This window comes from Stenotrophomonas terrae (assembly GCF_039674165.1).
Lineage (GTDB): Bacteria > Pseudomonadota > Gammaproteobacteria > Xanthomonadales > Xanthomonadaceae > Stenotrophomonas > Stenotrophomonas terrae_A.
Genome location: NZ_JBDJMY010000038.1, coordinates 25686 through 41665 on the forward strand (window position 1 = coordinate 25686; position 15980 = coordinate 41665).

General features: G+C 62.7%; 14 protein-coding genes and 1 tRNA gene. 2 read left to right on the plus strand and 13 right to left on the minus strand.

From position 1 onward, the window contains the following. Positions 1-28 precede the first annotated feature (28 nt). The 3 genes from ABE493_RS14780 to ABE493_RS14790 form a co-directional block, all read right to left on the minus strand. The gene (locus ABE493_RS14780; RefSeq protein ID WP_346499665.1) at positions 29-1990 is read right to left on the minus strand and encodes an esterase/lipase family protein; all 1962 of its coding nucleotides are present in this window, start codon (positions 1988-1990) and stop codon (positions 29-31) included. Continuing rightward, complete coding sequence (locus tag ABE493_RS14785) at positions 1987-2979, minus strand: DUF4105 domain-containing protein (protein ID WP_430980793.1); 993 nt, start codon at positions 2977-2979, stop codon at positions 1987-1989. Before ABE493_RS14785 ends, ABE493_RS14780 begins: the two co-directional genes overlap by 4 nt. A gap of 784 nt (positions 2980-3763) precedes the next feature. Then, positions 3764-4207, minus strand: coding sequence for a nuclear transport factor 2 family protein (locus tag ABE493_RS14790; RefSeq protein WP_346499676.1), 444 nt, complete (start codon positions 4205-4207; stop codon positions 3764-3766). 219 nt (positions 4208-4426) lie between these two features. Between ABE493_RS14790 and ABE493_RS14795 the strand changes: the two genes are divergently transcribed. Then, positions 4427-4924, plus strand: a complete 498-nt coding sequence (locus ABE493_RS14795; RefSeq protein ID WP_346499666.1) for a pyridoxamine 5'-phosphate oxidase family protein — start codon at positions 4427-4429, stop codon at positions 4922-4924. 232 nt (positions 4925-5156) lie between these two features. Here ABE493_RS14795 and ABE493_RS14800 read toward each other — a convergent pair whose 3' ends face one another. Beyond that, a complete protein-coding gene (locus ABE493_RS14800) occupies positions 5157-5582 on the minus strand; it encodes a hypothetical protein (RefSeq protein ID WP_346499667.1) in 426 nt (141 codons plus the stop codon). 551 nt (positions 5583-6133) lie between these two features. Here ABE493_RS14800 and ABE493_RS14805 point away from each other — a divergent pair. Then, positions 6134-6724, plus strand: a complete 591-nt coding sequence (locus ABE493_RS14805) for a hypothetical protein (RefSeq protein WP_346499668.1) — start codon at positions 6134-6136, stop codon at positions 6722-6724. A gap of 1361 nt (positions 6725-8085) precedes the next feature. Here ABE493_RS14805 and ABE493_RS14810 read toward each other — a convergent pair. From ABE493_RS14810 to fabD, 9 genes are all read right to left on the minus strand, one after another. Next, positions 8086-8160 (minus strand) — tRNA-Val (locus ABE493_RS14810). 63 nt (positions 8161-8223) lie between these two features. Further along, complete coding sequence (locus ABE493_RS14815; protein ID WP_057628929.1) at positions 8224-8577, minus strand: PilZ domain-containing protein; 354 nt, start codon at positions 8575-8577, stop codon at positions 8224-8226. Beyond that, complete coding sequence (locus ABE493_RS14820; protein ID WP_346499669.1) at positions 8574-9533, minus strand: DNA polymerase III subunit delta'; 960 nt, start codon at positions 9531-9533, stop codon at positions 8574-8576. The genes ABE493_RS14815 and ABE493_RS14820 overlap by 4 nt, the downstream gene beginning before the upstream one ends. Positions 9534-9567: 34 nt before the next feature. Next, complete coding sequence (gene mltG / locus ABE493_RS14825) at positions 9568-10626, minus strand: endolytic transglycosylase MltG (protein WP_346499670.1); 1059 nt, start codon at positions 10624-10626, stop codon at positions 9568-9570. Between the two features lie 72 nt (positions 10627-10698). Beyond that, entirely contained in the window at positions 10699-12051 is a 1353-nt protein-coding gene (locus ABE493_RS14830) for an aminodeoxychorismate synthase component I (protein ID WP_346499671.1), read from the minus strand. A gap of 182 nt (positions 12052-12233) precedes the next feature. Continuing rightward, positions 12234-13496, minus strand: a complete 1263-nt coding sequence (gene fabF, locus ABE493_RS14835) for a beta-ketoacyl-ACP synthase II (protein ID WP_346499672.1) — start codon at positions 13494-13496, stop codon at positions 12234-12236. Between the two features lie 123 nt (positions 13497-13619). Continuing rightward, positions 13620-13859, minus strand: coding sequence for an acyl carrier protein (acpP, locus tag ABE493_RS14840; RefSeq protein ID WP_054659808.1), 240 nt, complete (start codon positions 13857-13859; stop codon positions 13620-13622). Between the two features lie 150 nt (positions 13860-14009). Then, entirely contained in the window at positions 14010-14753 is a 744-nt protein-coding gene (gene fabG, locus ABE493_RS14845; RefSeq protein WP_346499673.1) for a 3-oxoacyl-ACP reductase FabG, read from the minus strand. An 85-nt stretch (positions 14754-14838) separates the two neighbouring features. Next, a complete protein-coding gene (gene fabD / locus ABE493_RS14850; protein ID WP_346499674.1) occupies positions 14839-15783 on the minus strand; it encodes an ACP S-malonyltransferase in 945 nt (314 codons plus the stop codon). Positions 15784-15980 lie beyond the last annotated feature (197 nt).

Consider the following 15980-nt stretch of genomic DNA (forward strand, 5'->3'; position numbering starts at 1 on the left):
GGGCTGCGCATTGCAGCCCGGCATTGGCTCAGTGCGCGCTATCCACGCCGTCCACTTCCAGCAGGTCCTGGCGCAGGATGCGGCGTACTTCCAGCACCGCTTCCGGCGTTTCCTGCACGCTGTGGCCGGACACGATCACCTTCTCCGAGAGCGCACCGTCCAGATGCGCACTCCAGTACGGCACCAGCCCATCGTCGGACTCGGGCGTAGGCACATCGGCTTTGCGCTTGGCGATGATGGAGTGGTACTTCAGGCCCGGCTGGATCGGCAACGCCGAAGACGCCTCGATGAAGGGATCACTGGCCTTGAGGTTCTCGATGCTGTTGGTGATGACCGGTTCCTTGGGCTTCTTGCCATCGGTTTCGCCCGGATCCTGCAAGGCCATGAAGGCATCGCCAAAGGCGCCCAGGATGGTCAGCGGCAGGCGCACCAGCCGGCCGATCAAGCGGCCCAGCCGGTTGCCGGCGGCATCGGTGCCCTTGTGCGGCGAGGCCAGGAAAATCGCCCGCTCCACGTTCGGCTGCGGGGCGAAATGCAGCACCGGCCCGAGCTTGGCCTCTACCCGTGCCAGCCGTTCGCCCTGCAGGTTGTAGCGCTTGCGGGTGTTTTCCCACAGCACATCGCCCGAGTCGCTGAGCATCAACCGTGCGATCACGCCGCCCATGCTGTGGCCGATGAACACCATGTCATGCGACGCCGACGCGGTTCCGCTCGGGTCGAAGTGACGCAGCGTGCCGTTGAAGGCCTTGCTGATGGTGTAGCGGTTCAAGGCGATCGGCGCGTTGGTCGGGTAATAGACCGACCACACCTGATAATGCTCGCGCATTTCCTCATCGCCCATGATCTCGTTGGCCAGGTTCACCCAGGCTTCCGGGCTGCTGGCCAGGCCATGCAGCATGAAGATGATGCGTTTGTTCGGATCGTAGGGCTGCATCAGGTAGATATGCGGCTCGCGGATGCCTTCGCCACGGCCAAACAAGGTGCGCAGTGATTCGGTGGCAAAACCGGACTGGGCAAGCCACAGCCCGTAGGCAGCGGTGAAGTTGGCGGCCAGCGGTACTTCCTGGCCACGCATCTGGATGCTGGACTGGTCCGGCGAATAGGCTTCCAGCTGCACATCGCGTGTTGCCAGCACTTCTTCCAGCGTATTGCCGCTGAAGTTCAGCACCGCGGTCACGTTGATGGCCGGCATCTCGCTGTAGACGGGCAGATCCTGCTTGCGCTCTTCCACTTCAATCGCCTGCGCCAGCGCCGGTGCTTCCATCATCGCCACCAGCTCGGCGCCGAAACCATCGCGGCGGTAGGAACTGCGCAGGCCGGCAAAGCTCACCGAGGATGCCGCCACCAGCTGCTTGGGCACGCCCTGCAGCTTGAGCTCGTCAAACTTCGCGCGGATGGTCCAATCGTCCACCTGCACCGGCCGGTTGATGTCCTCGCCCTCCAGCGCACGCGCACGGGTGCGCTGGAATACCACCGATGCGGCCTGCTCGGTGGCGTAGTTGTAGTAGTCCCGCACCTGGGTAAGCCGGTCTTCCAGAGCACGCTGGGCTGGGCTGCGGCCGCTGAAGAACAGGTAGAGGTAGGAATAGCGCGCGGTTTCCAGCCAGGCATTCAACGCAGCTGGCGGCAACTCGACGGGCTCGTTGCCCTTGGCCTTGGGAGTGAGCGCCAGTGCCTGCTGCATCCACAGCTCGGCCAGTGTGGACAGCCGCTGCTCGGACTGCAGGCCGTCATTGTCCGCCACCGTCTGCCGGCAAGCCGGCATGTCCTTGCTGCAGTCGCTCTCGGTCAGGCCAATCACCGATAACGATTCCTGCGACAAGGCACTGAGCTTGCCCGTGCTCAGGACGTCGCCGCGCTTGAGCATCACATAGTCGGTGTTGCTCACCGCTTTCATCTTCACCATGGCGCAGCCGCTGGACAGCAGCAGCGCCATTACCGCGACCACCGGCAGCAGCCGGCGTATCCATGTCTGCGGGTTGGGGTTCATTGGCTGGTCGTTCCTGAGGCGGGAATGCCCGGCACGCCTGCGCGTATGCGGGAAGAGAAATCTGCCACATCACCCGCTTCACGGGCACGCAGCGTGATACGTCCGGCTTGTTGCAGGCGCGCCAGCGGCACACCGGGGGTCAAGCCACCCACATCTTCGGCATATTCGGCCAGATAGCCCGATGCCAGCAGCCGGTAGTCCAGCGGCAGATTGGGCTGGATGCGGCGCATCAGCTCGAACACCACCGTGGTGCAGTTGCTGGTCAGCGTATTGTAGAAACGCGGCGCCTGTTCCAGCTGCTGCGCGCGGTCCACATAGAAACGCAGCAGCTCGCGCATCTTGTCCGGGCTCAGCCCATGCAGGCGGTACAGATAGACATCCTCGCCACGCACATTGCTGCGCGTCAACACGATGTCGCGCTCGTCCGAGGCTACCAGCACCGATTCGAATTTACGGAAGAAGCCACCCAGCGCCGAGAACGACTCGCCCCGCTCCTTGCGGATCTCCAGCGAGAACACCAGCTGGCGGCCATCGGCAAAGCCGAATGAGACCAGCGTGTGGGCAATGGCCGGCCCCATCCAGTAGGACAGGATCATGTCCACCGACTGTACCTGCGACAGATCGTATTCACGCTTTTCCCAGCGCACGTCGTAGTCGGTTTCGCTGCGCCAATGGAAGTTGCGCACGTTGTCGATGATCAGGCGGTCGCCCTCGATGCGGGCATGCAGCGGCTGCGCCACGTCATCGGCCCAGACCCGGTCCTGCTGCGGGGTGATCGTCGCCCACCAGATCAACATCACCGCGAACAGCACGCCGAACACGGCCAGTGAATGCCAGCGCCGCACCGGCCCGAAGCCGGCACGGATCGCCCAGATGCTGGGCACGCACCACACCAGGATCGCGACCACCTTGGCCACCACGTTGCCGGGGAACTGGTACCACAGCGCGAACCCGCCCCAGATGCCGATGCAAAGGCACAGCAATGCCAACAGGACCCGGCCGACGCCACGCACCACACTACACAGACGCCGCTTCCCTACATTCACCACTTCACTCTCCTGAAAGACCCAACGGCCCCGGTAGCGCGCAACGCGCCCAGCCGGCATCAGCCGCCCAAAATGAATGGGTCGCCAGCGACCCGCGGCAAAGATAGCCTGCCGGGCACGGAAAGCGGAGTGAAACGGGAAAAAAGGTCAACGGGGCGCCTACCTGTTCACCTGTAGGTAGGTCAGCCAACCGATCGATCAGGGGAAACACCGTAGCCAGGGTAAGCGCAGCGCACCCGAGGCTATTGGCGCATGAGCTGAAAGACCACCAGCTCCCAACCTCCCAGGTGCACAGCTCTACCCGGCTACCTTGGTGGCAAAGGCACCGGCAGTTTGTGGGAGCGGCGTCAGCCGCGAAGCTAAGGTTGCCGAAAACCTTGGCCCGCCGTGCCATCTGACTCTGTATCAGCTTCGCGGCTGACGCCGCTCCCACAAGCAACTAGCCGACCGGTAACCCGGGGAAGCGCGGCGCACCCGGGAAGTGGGAATCCAATGAACCTTTCTGCTTGGGGCGAACAGCCCGGGCTACGCCACTGCCCGGTCTACTTTGGCGGCAAGCGCACCGGCAGTTTGTAGGAGCGGCATCAGCCGCGAAGCTAATGTTCCTGAAACCTTCGCCCGCTGCGCCATCTGCCGCTGAGTCAGCTTCGCGGCTGACGCCGCTCCCACAAGCAACCTGTGCCGAACGGCGATCCAGATACCTGATCAAGCCCGCCCGCACCTGCAACTAAGCCGGCTTGCCTTGCTGCTCGGGCGTCTCGGTATGCGCCGCTGCCAGCCACTTGCCGTCCCGTTTCACCCAGGTGGTGCTGTCATAACAGGTCATCTCCTGCGGCATGCCATCAACTTCAAAGCTCTGCCTGACCTTGTACGTAAGAATGGCCACATCATCGATGGGGAAAAAAACCTCCTCATCGGAGAACGAAAACCCCGTCACCCGCGCAGTTCCCTGCTCAGCCATCGCCACATACTCAGCGGGACTGAAATGATGCACACCGTACATCGCGACCATCGATGCCTTGTCGGGCAGCAACGCCGCAGCCTTGGCCGGCTTTTGGTCGACCATGGCCTGCCAGAACGCACGCTCAAGTTCCAATATTTCGGCACGTGTAGCCATGTCACGCTCCGCTTGGGGAAGGTAAATCAGGCTGTCATATCGCGTGTTGGGCATACGTGACACAGACGCTATCCGCCAGCGAACATGAGCCGGACCTGCCGGCTTCAGCTCGATGACTGCGCATCCCGACCACGTGTCAGCACGCTCCAGAACCACGCCGCAGCGCGTTACCCGGTTTACCGGCGCGTTGGATGTAAGCACGGCATGCACATACCTTCTCGCCCTTTATACGCAGTTGCTTACAGGCTGGACTCACACTACGGAGGACAGCTCATGCACAACGAAAACCAGGCTGAACAGCAGGAAAAACTGGTCAAGCTGATCAAGAAGTTCGGCACTGCAATGCTCACCACCCGCGGCGCCGACGGCAGCATGCATTCGCGGCCGATGACGCCACTGGGCGACGAATTCGACGGTGGCTTCTGGTTCGCTACGGAAATCGACAATGCCGCCGTGCTCGACATTCAAACCAATCCTGAGGCGAACGTGGCCTTCATGCATGAGGGCGACAATCACTTCATCTCGGTAACCGGCCACGGCAGCGTCAGTCAGGATCGCGCACAGATTGCACGCCTATGGCCTGCACCAATGAACGCCTTCTTCAAGGGCGGCAAGGACGACCCGCGCGTCTGCCTGATCCGCATCGACGCACAGCACGCCGACTATTGGGACGGCCCCGGAAACCTGCTGACCAAACTGGTGTTCTTTGCCACGGTCGCCACCACCGGCAATCACGAAGCACTCAGCGATACCGGCTCAGTGAATCTCTGAGCAAACGGCGGGCGGCCGCCATGGCTTGGTTGCCGCCCGCTGCGTTGCAGCTGGATTGGCTCGCAGGTGGCGGCAACGAAGGCCGCTTAACGCAGACGTTGCAGGCAGCGAAGCATCGAAAAGGCCCAAGAGCCGCGATGCCAGCCATTCAAATGAACCATCACCGCAATCCGCCAGATATCAAAGGTAGCTCGGGTACGCGCAGCACACCCGGGGCCTTTCGCGCACAGCCTTAGTGAATATTCGGCCCTACGATGCCGCTCTCCAACCAAGCCTCAACCTGCGGCAGCAGCGCCACAACCGAAGCAGCCAGCTGGTCGTACCTGCTTTGCTCGCTACCGAAAGCCTTGAAGCTGAAACCACGGAAATCCCTGTGCTGCTCGATATCGATCAAGCGCTGTCTAAGCAGCGGATCCGTTTCGAACACCCTCTTCGGCACTTCTCCGGAGTCAGGGTCGACCCAAGTCGCCGGAACGCGACTGAACTCCAGGATGAAGCTACCGCCATACGTCCAATACTGGATGGACAGGAAGTCACGTTGATCGCCACTGGATCGAACGAAGTTTGCGACGCCGCCGCCAACGAATCCGAGCCGGCGCATCTCGGGCAGCAGAACCTTCTTGATTGAGGTGGCCATCATTTGGCCGGGAGTTTTCACTTTCTCAAATCCCCGATTTGAAGCAAGTGCCAATAAGACATCAACACAAAGGCATCTGTCACCTCATGCCTGACAAGGGCTCCTGCTTCGCCAACGTTCGACAGTAATGTAGCCCGGGTAAGCGCAGCGCACGCGGGGCCGGGAACGCAACAGAAGGATCACCAGGTCCTTGTTCCCGAGACGCACTGCACTTACAAAGCTCTACGCGGCAGCAGGCCTCGGAAAGCAGAGTAAAAGAAGAAAGTCGGATTGGGGCCCGTTTTGAGCTTGCAGGGCAGATGTACGGCCAAACCAAGGCCCTACCTCGCGATCAGCGCATCGACTCACGTAACTGAGCCTGATCCGGCAGTGGTTTCTCTGCTTCTCACCGGCCTCTTTCAGAACCGCCCCCCCCAATAGGCAGACTACTCCGGGGCGTTAGGCAACGTTGCAATCAAGATAATTGCGGTTCCGAGTGATGACAGAGCGGCCGCTGCCCATTAGTCAGCCTCACTTTTACCGAGGCCACGAACTAAACTTCAGTCCACAACACCAGGGGAACTACAGAATCCATGAAGGAACCGATCACCGAGCGAGATCTGCTCATCATCAGCACCATCTGCACCGGCTTCGGAATCCTGCTGTCGTGGGGCCTGTTCTACCGCTGGGGAAGCGCCCCGCCATCGAAACCCGTCGACCTCTCGGCGTGGGTGCAGGCCATCGGTAGCATCGTGGGCATTCTCTTGGCTATCGCTATTCCCTATTTGCAGCGTCGCTCCGAAGTTCGCGACAGAAAGGAGCGGGACGCCCTCATTGCGCGAAGTTTAGGGACGGTATTGCTTCGGGAGCTGATCAAGTTCGAAGGGAAGATCAAACGAGATCAACGAATCGCCAGTGGTGCGGGCTCTACTGAAATCGTCGATATTGAAACGAACACCATCCCGCGTGAAATATGGGATCGCGTCGAGCGGCTGCACGAACTCGGGCCGGCAGGACACCATGCCCTTTTGGCAATCAATGCCGTGCAACATGCGCAAGAAGAACTGGACGGCGGAAGACTTACTCCAACCGATGGTCGCTCGGACCGATTTAGGGGCCAAATCGGAATCGCGCGAGTTGAATGCGAAACAGCAATTAAAGAACTTCGGCGAACGCTGACCTAGTAGGCGGCAAATCACGCAGCCCTCTGATTCGTCCCAGCCATCTCTCAGAACTCGGTCGATACATGTCTGATTCGCCCGAGACGCAGCAAGCGTTCCAGCCCACCTGCTCCAGGCGACCCTGACTTAGGGGTCAAATGAGCTTCAGCACCGCCCCGCGCCGAGTGCCCTAGGAGGCCAGACAGGCCAGACGGGCGGATTCCTTGCTTGTACCTGCAAAGGAGACGGGGCAGCATGGCAGAGCAGCCTCATTAATAAAACCGGCTTCGCCGCTCAACATGGATGAAACAGGGGGAAATATGCGAGCAGCATTAGCGGCCATCGCAATTTTGTGGAGTGCATCTTGGACAGCAGGTGCGCAGGTGCAAAGGGTAGAAGGCGAGGTGTACTCGTACGTTCGCGCTGATGGTGTTCGCTATTACGCCAGCAACAAGCCGCCAAGTGGCACCGAATTTCGCACCATCAAATATTCTTATTACGAGGGGCCAATGGCCCGCGAGCCGCTGATATTTCGCTGCAAATGGGGTGACGAAGAAGTATTCCTGTCGAAGCCTTTCATTGGATGTGTCGTCGTGGGAACTGCACAACGCCCGCCCGGAACGTTCGGCGGCTATGAATGTCGCGAAGACTGCTCAGGGCACCAAGCTGGCTACGACTGGGCTCTTTCAAGAGGTATCTCTTCGACCGATAGGTGTAGCGGGAGCTCTCAGTCCTTTGTAGAGGGATGTCTAGCAAAAGTGACTGGCTACAAGCCCTAACCCCAAGCCCGCTCGGCGACCTCTCTTTTGGCAACAGAAAACCCCGCCACCGGGTGGTATGGGGCTTCGATGCGCTTACGTCAATCAGAGCGGGGGCGTATATTCAGGAAGTGCGATAGCCCAAAGATCCCTGCTCAAACGCTTAGCGCGCTCAACCAGCAAGAGCATTTGATCCATATCGATATCCTCATCGACCTTTTTGCGATCCCAAATTTTTGAACGAGTTAGGATTGGCGTGTCAGCCACATCGACTGCACTAACAAACTGACCCTCAGGGACATCCTCAGAATAGTCCTGCACAAGCAGTGCTGAGTGAAGGACCGCATTGCGGAACCGGCGAATGATTCCGCTTCCGCCAGAAGGCCGCGACGAAAAATGAGTGCACTCAAGTCCCCCGAAACACATCGACCTGCAAGGTTGAGCAATGTGGCTATCGCAGCCTCGGTCTCACCCATTCGGATCGAGAACCAGCCGATCTGAAGAGCCCACTTAGCCTCAATGTTATCGAAGGTTGCCTTATCCATCGCCATGCGCCCCCTGCCGCTACCCCCGCACCCACGAAAAAACCGGCTTTCGCCGGTCTTGTCTGCGACACTCAAATTTTGATGGTGGGCGGTACAGGGATCGAACCTGTGACCCTTGCCGTGTGAAGGCAATGCTCTACCGCTGAGCTAACCGCCCGTGTTGCGAGCCGCTCATTATAGGGGGCTGAGCGAGGCCGTCAACATCTTTCTTCACATCGATTTACATCGTCTGGGTCGGCTTGTCCGAGGTCGATGTGCCGGCCAGCAGGGTCTCGATCTTGTTGCGGATGGCCTCGCCGTCGGTACCTTCGGCCAGCTGCACGCCGATGCCGGCCTGGCGGTTGCCCTGCGCGCCCAGCGGGGTGACCCAGACCACCTTGCCGGCCACCGGCAGGCGCTCGCTGGAGTCTGGCAGGGTCAGCAGCAGGAACACCTCGTCACCGAGGAAGTAGCGCTTGGGCGTGGGTACGAAGACGCCACCGTTCTTCACGAACGGCATGTAGGCGCCATACAGCGCCGCCTTGTCCTTGACCGCCAGCGAAAGGATGCCCTGGCGGGCGTTCATCGCACTCATCGAATTGTCCCCTTGGATTGCACTTGGTTGGCCGCGCCCCATGCCAGCAGCAGCTCCACCACGGCCAGGTCGGCACGGATGGTGGTGCGCAGCAGATCGCGGGTGCGATTGGCGGCATCAAACCAGGCGGCCAGCTTGTTCAATCGGGCCGGATCGGTCAAGCCGTCGGCTGCTTTCTTCAGTGCCAGGTCGGCGGCATGGCGCAGGCGCAGGTCGGCATTGTCGTCGCCGGTCCAGCGCTGGGCCAGCTCGACGCTGCCCACTTTGCCGGCCAGCAGCTGGTCCAGTTCGCTGGCCACCTGCCGGCGCAGGGCCATGCCCTCGCCTTGCAGCCATTGGTCGGCCATGGCCGGGTGGCCACGAGCGGCGTCCAGCGCTTCACGCGCCACGCCCTCGGTATAGCCGCGCGCCTGCAGCCAGGCCATGGCTTCCTCGCGCGGCGGCATGCGGAATTCCAGGCGCTGGCAGCGGCTGCGAATGGTCTGCGGCAGCCGCGCCGGGTCGGCGCTGAGCAGCCACAGGTAGCGGCCGGGCGACGGTTCTTCCAGCGTCTTCAGCAAGGCATTGCAGGCGGAACGGTTGATGGCGTCGGCCGGATCAACAATCACCACCTGGGCCACGCCGTACTGCGGGGTGAGCGCCAGCTTCTGCGAGATTTCGCGCACCTGGTCGATCACGATCTCGGTGCGCAGCTTGTCGCCGGTCTTGTTGGGGATGAAGGTGGTGAACTGCAGGTCGGGATGGGTGCCGGCCGCAATCAACTGGGCGTTGCGCTGGCGTGCCGCCGCATCCGCGCCGTGGTTGAGTACGTGTGCGGCCAGCCGCATCGCAACCGCGCGCTTGCCCATGCCGGCCGGGCCGCACAGCAGCAAACCATGGCCGAGCCGGCCCGCGTCGAGCGCGGCAACCGTCTGATCATAGGCGCGCTGCTGCCAAGGAGCCAGTGCTTCGCTCATCGGGACATCCTGTACATCATTCGGGTCATGCCGCTCATTGCGCTGCGGCCTCGCTGCGCTTGGCACGCAGCCGCTGCAGGTATTCGGCCACGGCGGTGTTGTGATCGGTATAGGACGCGGAGAACACATGCGCGCCACTGCCATCGCCCACGGCGACGAAATACAGCGCATCACCCGGCGCCGGGTTGGCGGCGGCATGCAGCGCGTCGCGGCCGGGCATGGCGATCGGCGTCGGCGTCAGGCCGGCGCGGGTATAGGTGTTGTACGGCGTATCGGTGGTCAGGTGCACCTTGCGGATATTGCCATCGTAAGCGCTGCCGATGCCGTAGATCACGGTTGGGTCGGTCTGCAGGCGCATGCCCATTTTCAGGCGACGCGCGAACACGCCGGCAATCTGCGGGCGCTCGCTGGCCAGGCCGGTTTCCTTCTCGATGATGGAGGCCAGGATCAGCAGTTCGTAGGGCGTTTTCAGCGGCAGGTCGTCGCTGCGCCCGGCCCAGGCGACGGCCAGTTCCTTTTCCATCGCGGCATGGGCGCGCTTGAGCACGTCCACGTCGCTGTCACCGCGCTGGTAGATATAGGTTTCCGGCAGGAAGCGGCCTTCCGGGTGCTGGTCGGGGAAGCCCAGCTTGGCCATCAGCTCGGTGTCGGCCAGGTTGGTGGTTTCATGTTCCAGCGGCTGCGCACGCGCCAGTGCGGCACGTACCTGGCGGATGTTCCAGCCTTCAACGATGGTGACGCGGTATTGCAGCACCTTGCCTTGACGCATGTTCTGCAGCAGCTGGCGCGGCGTGGGTGCCGGCTCCAGCGCGTATTCGCCGATCTTCAGCTTGCCGGCGGCGTCGAGCTGGCGCGCCAGCAGCTGCCATTGCAGATCGTCGCCTTCATCCACACCGGCAGCGCGCAGCTTGCGCAGCACGCTGGTGAGGGAGTCACCGGAGGCGATGGTGATGCTTGCCACAGACGGGCTCAGCGGCGTATCGGCAAAACTGCCCTGCCGCTGCCACAACCAGGCCGCACCTGCGCCAGCCAATGCCACCAGCAGTACCAACACCGCCAGCACCAGCAGACATCCGCGCTTGGCACCCGCCATGGTCACCCCGTCTTCAAAGAACCGATGCGCAGGATACCGCGCTGGCGGCAACGCCGGCCAAAGCGGTGTTCATCATTGTGGGTCCAGCGCCCGCAACAGCCCGCGCGCCTTGGCCCGGGTTTCATCCAGTTCCTTGTCGGCCACCGAATCCACCACGATGCCGGCTCCCGTACGGAAACTGGCGGTATTGCCCTGCACTTCGGCGGTGCGAATGAGGATGTTCAGGTCCATGTCGCCATCACGGTTCAGCCAGCCGAAGGCGCCGGTATAGGCCCCGCGCGCGGTCTGTTCCAGCTCGGCGATGATTTCCATGCAGCGCACCTTGGGGCAGCCGGTGATGGTGCCGCCCGGGAAGGTGGCCGCGATCACTTCACCCGGAGTGACTTCAGGGCGCAGGCGCGCGCGTACGTTGCTGACGATGTGGTGCACGTGGGCGTAGCTTTCCACGGTCATCAGTTCATCGACCTCGACACTGCCCGGCGCGGCAATGCGGCCCAGGTCATTGCGTTCCAGGTCGATCAACATCACGTGTTCGGCGCGCTCCTTGGGATGGCCGACCAGCTCCTGGATGCGTGCAGCATCGTCGTCGCCCTCGAAACGCGGGCGGGTGCCAGCGATCGGGCGGGTTTGCACCACATCACCGTTCACAGAAACCAGACGCTCCGGCGAGGAGCTGACCACGGCGCGTCCGGCGGCGGTGAACAGGCCGGCGAACGGTGCGGGGTTGGCTTTGCGCAGGCGCGCGTACAACGCTTCCGCTGCGAGCGGCGCGTCGAATTGCGCTTGCCAGCGGCGCGAGAGGTTTACCTGGAAGACGTCGCCGGCATGCAGGTAGTCGATGATCTTATGCACGCCGTCGGTGAAGCGTTCGCCGGCGTCTTCGCTGATGGCGCTTGGGCCATGCCAATGCGGCAAGGGCGGCAGCTGCGCGGCTTCTGTTTGATCGTGCTGGAGCTGGCTGAGCAGATCAGCTGCGTCGTCTTCGGCGATGGCGATGCAGCGGCCACTGTCGCGTTCGCGCAATACCGCTGCCGGGCAGCGCAGTGCGATTGCGGTTGGCAAGCCATCCGTGCGCTGTGGCAGCTGCAGGATGGGTTCGACCTGCTGGGCGAGTTCGTAATCGAGCAGCAAGGCCCAGCCGCCCCGGAACAGGATGTCCGCTTCCATTGGGTTGCGCGGTTGGCGCAAGGCCTGCCAATCGCGGTCGAGTGCGGCGAGGAAATTCCCCTCCACCGGGCTGCCGTCTTCGCGCTGCACGCTGCCGTCAGCATTGAGCAGGAGCTGGCCGCCGTCGGCGATCAACAGCATGTCCCACTGGCCCTGCTTGCCGGCGGCAGTGGATTCGAGCAGGACCGGATAGCGATGCGGTGCGAGCCGATGCAGCGCCAGCAGGTCGATATCGGCGTGCAGGGGGAGGATGTGCATCGTGGGCCCGAAGAAGTCTGGGAGGAGCGCGCTCTTCTCCCACCGGGAGAAGGTGCCCCGTAGGGGCGGATGAGGGTGCGGTTGGCTGATAGGAGCTGGAGGACAGCTGGCTGTTCGCCGATGTTGCGTCCGCCCTACCCTCACCCCAACCCCTCTCCCGGGGGGAGAGGGGCTTGAAGCCTTTAAATCCGCTTGAACACCAGCGTGCCGTTGGTGCCGCCGAAGCCGAAGCCGTTCGACATCACCACGTCCACGTCAGCCTTGCGGGCTACGTTCGGCACGTAGTCCAGATCGCAGCCTTCGCTTGGGTTTTCCAGGTTGATGGTCGGCGGGATGATGCCGGTGTTCAGCGCCATCACCGAGAAGATCGCTTCCACGCCGCCCGCTGCACCCAACAGGTGACCGGTCATCGACTTGGTCGAGCTGACCAGCATCTTGTAGGCGTGCGCGCCGAAGGCGGTCTTCATCGCCATGGTCTCGCCCAGGTCGCCCAGCGGCGTGGAGGTGCCGTGCGCGTTTAGGTAGCCCACCTGTTCCGGGGTGACGCCTGCGTCCTTCATGGCCGCGACCATGCAGCGGGCGGCGCCTTCGCCGTTCTCGCTCGGTGCGGTCATGTGGTACGCGTCGGAGCTTGCGCCGAAGCCGGCCAGCTCGCAGTAGATCTTGGCGCCGCGTGCCTTGGCGTGCTCGTACTCTTCCAGGATCAGGATGCCGGCACCGTCGCCCAGCACGAAGCCGTCACGGCCCTGGTCCCACGGACGCGAGGCCTTGGTCGGCTCGTCGTTGCGGGTGGACATGGCCTTCATCGCGCAGAAGCCGCCCAGTGCGGTCGGCGAGGAGCCACGCTCGGCGCCACCGGCAACCATCACGTCGGCATCGCCGTACTGGATCATGCGCATCGCCGTACCGATGGAATGGTTGGACGTGGCACAGGCCGACACCGCCGAGAACGACGGGCCCTTCAGCCCGGCAATGATGCTCAGCTGGCCAGGCAGCATGTTGATGATGGTCTTGGGCACGTAGAACGGCGAGATCTTCTTGCCTTCGTGGAACTCGATGGTCTGCTCTTCGATGCCGAGCAGGCCGCCGATGCCGGCGCCGACGATGGCGCCAATGCGCTCAGCGTTGGCGTCGGTGATTTCCAGGCCCGAGTCGTGCAGCGCCATGAAGGCGGCACCCAGGCCGTAATGGATGAACGGGTCCATCTTCTTGGCATCCTTGCCGCTGACCCGATACTTGCCGAACAAGGGGTTGTCGGCGGTGATGTCGAAATCCCTGACCTCACCTGCAATCTTGGTGGTGAAACGCTCCAGGTAGCTGTCCATGACATTCGTCAGCGGGCCAATGCCCGAGCGGCCATTGATGATGCCTTCCCAGCTGCTGGCCAGATCATTGCCTAGGGGCGACACCATGCCCATGCCGGTAACGACGACGCGACGACTCATTGCGGATTCTCCTGGCCCCGCATGCGGGGGTTTTGAAACTTAAAAGCACAGGGCCGCATCAGCGGCCCCATGGATTTGCAACGCGGCTGACATGCTTGCCGACCGCGCCTTGTCAGACCTGGATCAGGCCTTGACGTGTGCCTTGACGTAGTCGATGGCGGCCTGGACGGTACCGATCTTCTCGGCTTCTTCGTCCGGGATTTCGCACTCGAACTCTTCTTCCAGCGCCATCACCAGCTCAACGGTGTCAAGCGAGTCTGCACCCAGGTCATCGACAAACGATGCGCTGGTGGTGACTTCTTCTTCCTTGACGCCAAGCTGCTCAACAACAATCTTCTTGACGCGTTCTTCGATGGTGCTCATTGGATATCGCTCCAGATGGAGTAGTGGTTCAAAAGACGCCAGCCCCCAAGGCTGGCCGTGGGATAGTGTAGTGGAAACCGTCGCGGCGGTGTTTCTGAACAAAAAAGCCACAACGATCAACCACTTGGGTGCAGTCCCTGCACACCACGCTTACGGCATGTACAAACCGCCGTTCACGTGAAGGGTTTCGCCGGTGATGTAACTGGCCGACGGACCGGCCAGGAACGCCACCGCCTTGGCGATGTCTGCGGGCTCGCCGAGGCGGCCCAGCGCGATCTGGCCGAGCATCGCCGCCTTGGCGTCCTCGGGCAGATCCTTGGTCATGTCCGTGTCGATGAAGCCCGGTGCAACCACATTGACGGTCACGCCGCGGCTGCCGATTTCCTTGGCCAGCGACTTGGAGAACGCAATGATGCCAGCCTTAGCGGCGGCATAGTTGGCCTGGCCGGCATTGCCGGTGACGCCAATGACCGAGGCGATATTGATGATGCGGCCCTTGCGCGCCTTCATCATGCCGCGCATCACCGCCTTGGAGGTGCGGTAGACGCTGGTCAGGTTGGTGTCGAGGATGGCCTGCCAGTCCTCGTCCTTCATGCGCATCAGCAGATTGTCGCGGGTGATGCCGGCGTTGTTGACCAGAATGCTGATGGCACCGAATTCCTTGCTCACGGCGTCGATCAGCGCATCTACCGCGCCCGGCTCGGTCACGTTCAGTGCGCGGCCGTGGCCGCCCAGTGCTGCCAGACGCGTGCCGATGGCGGCTGCGCCGTTGTCGGTGGTGGCGGTGCCGATGACGGTCGCGCCCAGCGCTGCCAGCTCGTCGGCAATGGCGGCACCGATACCACGGCTTGCGCCGGTTACCAGCGCGATTTCACCCTGCAATGGCTTGCTCATTCCTGTTCCTTTTGTGCATGGCACCGCGCACGCGCAGCGCCCATCATGACCGGGCGCAGGCTGCGCCCGCGCCGCAATCGGTTGCTCAGTTTGCCCACTCTTCCAGCGCACCGGCAAAGTCTGCCGGGGTGGCGAGCGGACGCCCTTCGATGTTCTTGTCGATGCGCTTGACCAGGCCGGTCAGCACCTTGCCCGGGCCGCATTCGGCCACGCGGGTGACACCACGGGCGGCCAATGCCTGCACGCAGCCGGTCCACTGCACCGGCTGGTACAGCTGCTGCACCAGCGCCTGGCGGATGGAATCGACGCCGTCATGTACCTGCGCGTCGACGTTCTGCACCACCGGCAACGATGGCTGCTGCCATGCCAGTCCGTTCATCACCGCAGCCAGACGGTTGGCAGCTTCGCGCATCAGCGGCGTGTGCGACGGCACGCTGACAGCGAGCTTCACCGCCTTGCGCACGCCCTTTTCAGCCAACAGCGCCAAGGCGCGGTCCACTGCGGCAGCGTCACCGCCGATCACGATTTGGCCGGGCGAGTTGAAATTGGCCGGCACCACCACCTGGCTGCCTGCAGCCTCGGCGCAGACTTCCAGCACCAGCGCGTCTTCGGCGCCGAGCACGGCCGCCATCGCGCCAACACCGGCCGGGGCGGCGTCCTGCATCAGCTGGCCGCGCAGACGCACCAGGTGCGCGCCGTCGTGCAGCGTAAGAGCGCCTGCAGCGACCAGTGCGGTGTATTCGCCAAGGCTGTGCCCGGCCAATACCGCAGGCTTGGCGCCGCCCTGTGCATTCCACAGGCGCCATACCGCGATGCTGGCGGCCAGCAGCGCCGGCTGGGTGAATTCGGTGCGATTGAGCTGCTCTTCCGGGCCGCCCTGCGACAGCGCCCACAGATCGACGCCCGCGCCTTCAGAGGCCTCGGCAAAGGTCTCACGGATCTGCGGATGCAGTTCAGCCAGTTCGGCCAACATCCCAATGGATTGCGAACCCTGGCCGGGAAATACGAAAGCGAGTCGGGAGTCAGTCACGCGGTCTTCTGCTGCATCAATCGAAGCGGGGAATAATAAGCGCGAAAGCGCCCGCCCGTCTGTACTGGCGCGTATGCACCACACGCAGCCGGTAGTGCCGAGCCATGCTCGGCAAGGGGCCTTACCGCAGAGAGCCTGTAGTGCCGAGCCATGCTCGGCAAGGGGCTTTACCGGGAAGGCCCCCTGCCGAGCATGGC

What these genes read in the sequence shown, in the direction of transcription:
- ABE493_RS14780 (WP_346499665.1), bottom strand. Translation starts at nt 1,990, where the DNA reads ATGAACCCCAACCCGCAGACATGGATACGCCGGCTGCTGCCGGTGGTC.
- ABE493_RS14790 (WP_346499676.1), bottom strand. Translation starts at nt 4,207, where the DNA reads ATGCCCAACACGCGATATGACAGCCTGATTTACCTTCCCCAAGCGGAG.
- ABE493_RS14795 (WP_346499666.1), top strand. Translation starts at nt 4,427, where the DNA reads ATGCACAACGAAAACCAGGCTGAACAGCAGGAAAAACTGGTCAAGCTG.
- ABE493_RS14805 (WP_346499668.1), top strand. Translation starts at nt 6,134, where the DNA reads ATGAAGGAACCGATCACCGAGCGAGATCTGCTCATCATCAGCACCATC.
- ABE493_RS14815 (WP_057628929.1), bottom strand. Translation starts at nt 8,577, where the DNA reads ATGAGTGCGATGAACGCCCGCCAGGGCATCCTTTCGCTGGCGGTCAAG.
- ABE493_RS14820 (WP_346499669.1), bottom strand. Translation starts at nt 9,533, where the DNA reads ATGAGCGAAGCACTGGCTCCTTGGCAGCAGCGCGCCTATGATCAGACG.
- mltG (WP_346499670.1), bottom strand. Translation starts at nt 10,626, where the DNA reads ATGGCGGGTGCCAAGCGCGGATGTCTGCTGGTGCTGGCGGTGTTGGTA.
- ABE493_RS14830 (WP_346499671.1), bottom strand. Translation starts at nt 12,051, where the DNA reads ATGCACATCCTCCCCCTGCACGCCGATATCGACCTGCTGGCGCTGCAT.
- fabF (WP_346499672.1), bottom strand. Translation starts at nt 13,496, where the DNA reads ATGAGTCGTCGCGTCGTCGTTACCGGCATGGGCATGGTGTCGCCCCTA.
- acpP (WP_054659808.1), bottom strand. Translation starts at nt 13,859, where the DNA reads ATGAGCACCATCGAAGAACGCGTCAAGAAGATTGTTGTTGAGCAGCTT.
- fabG (WP_346499673.1), bottom strand. Translation starts at nt 14,753, where the DNA reads ATGAGCAAGCCATTGCAGGGTGAAATCGCGCTGGTAACCGGCGCAAGC.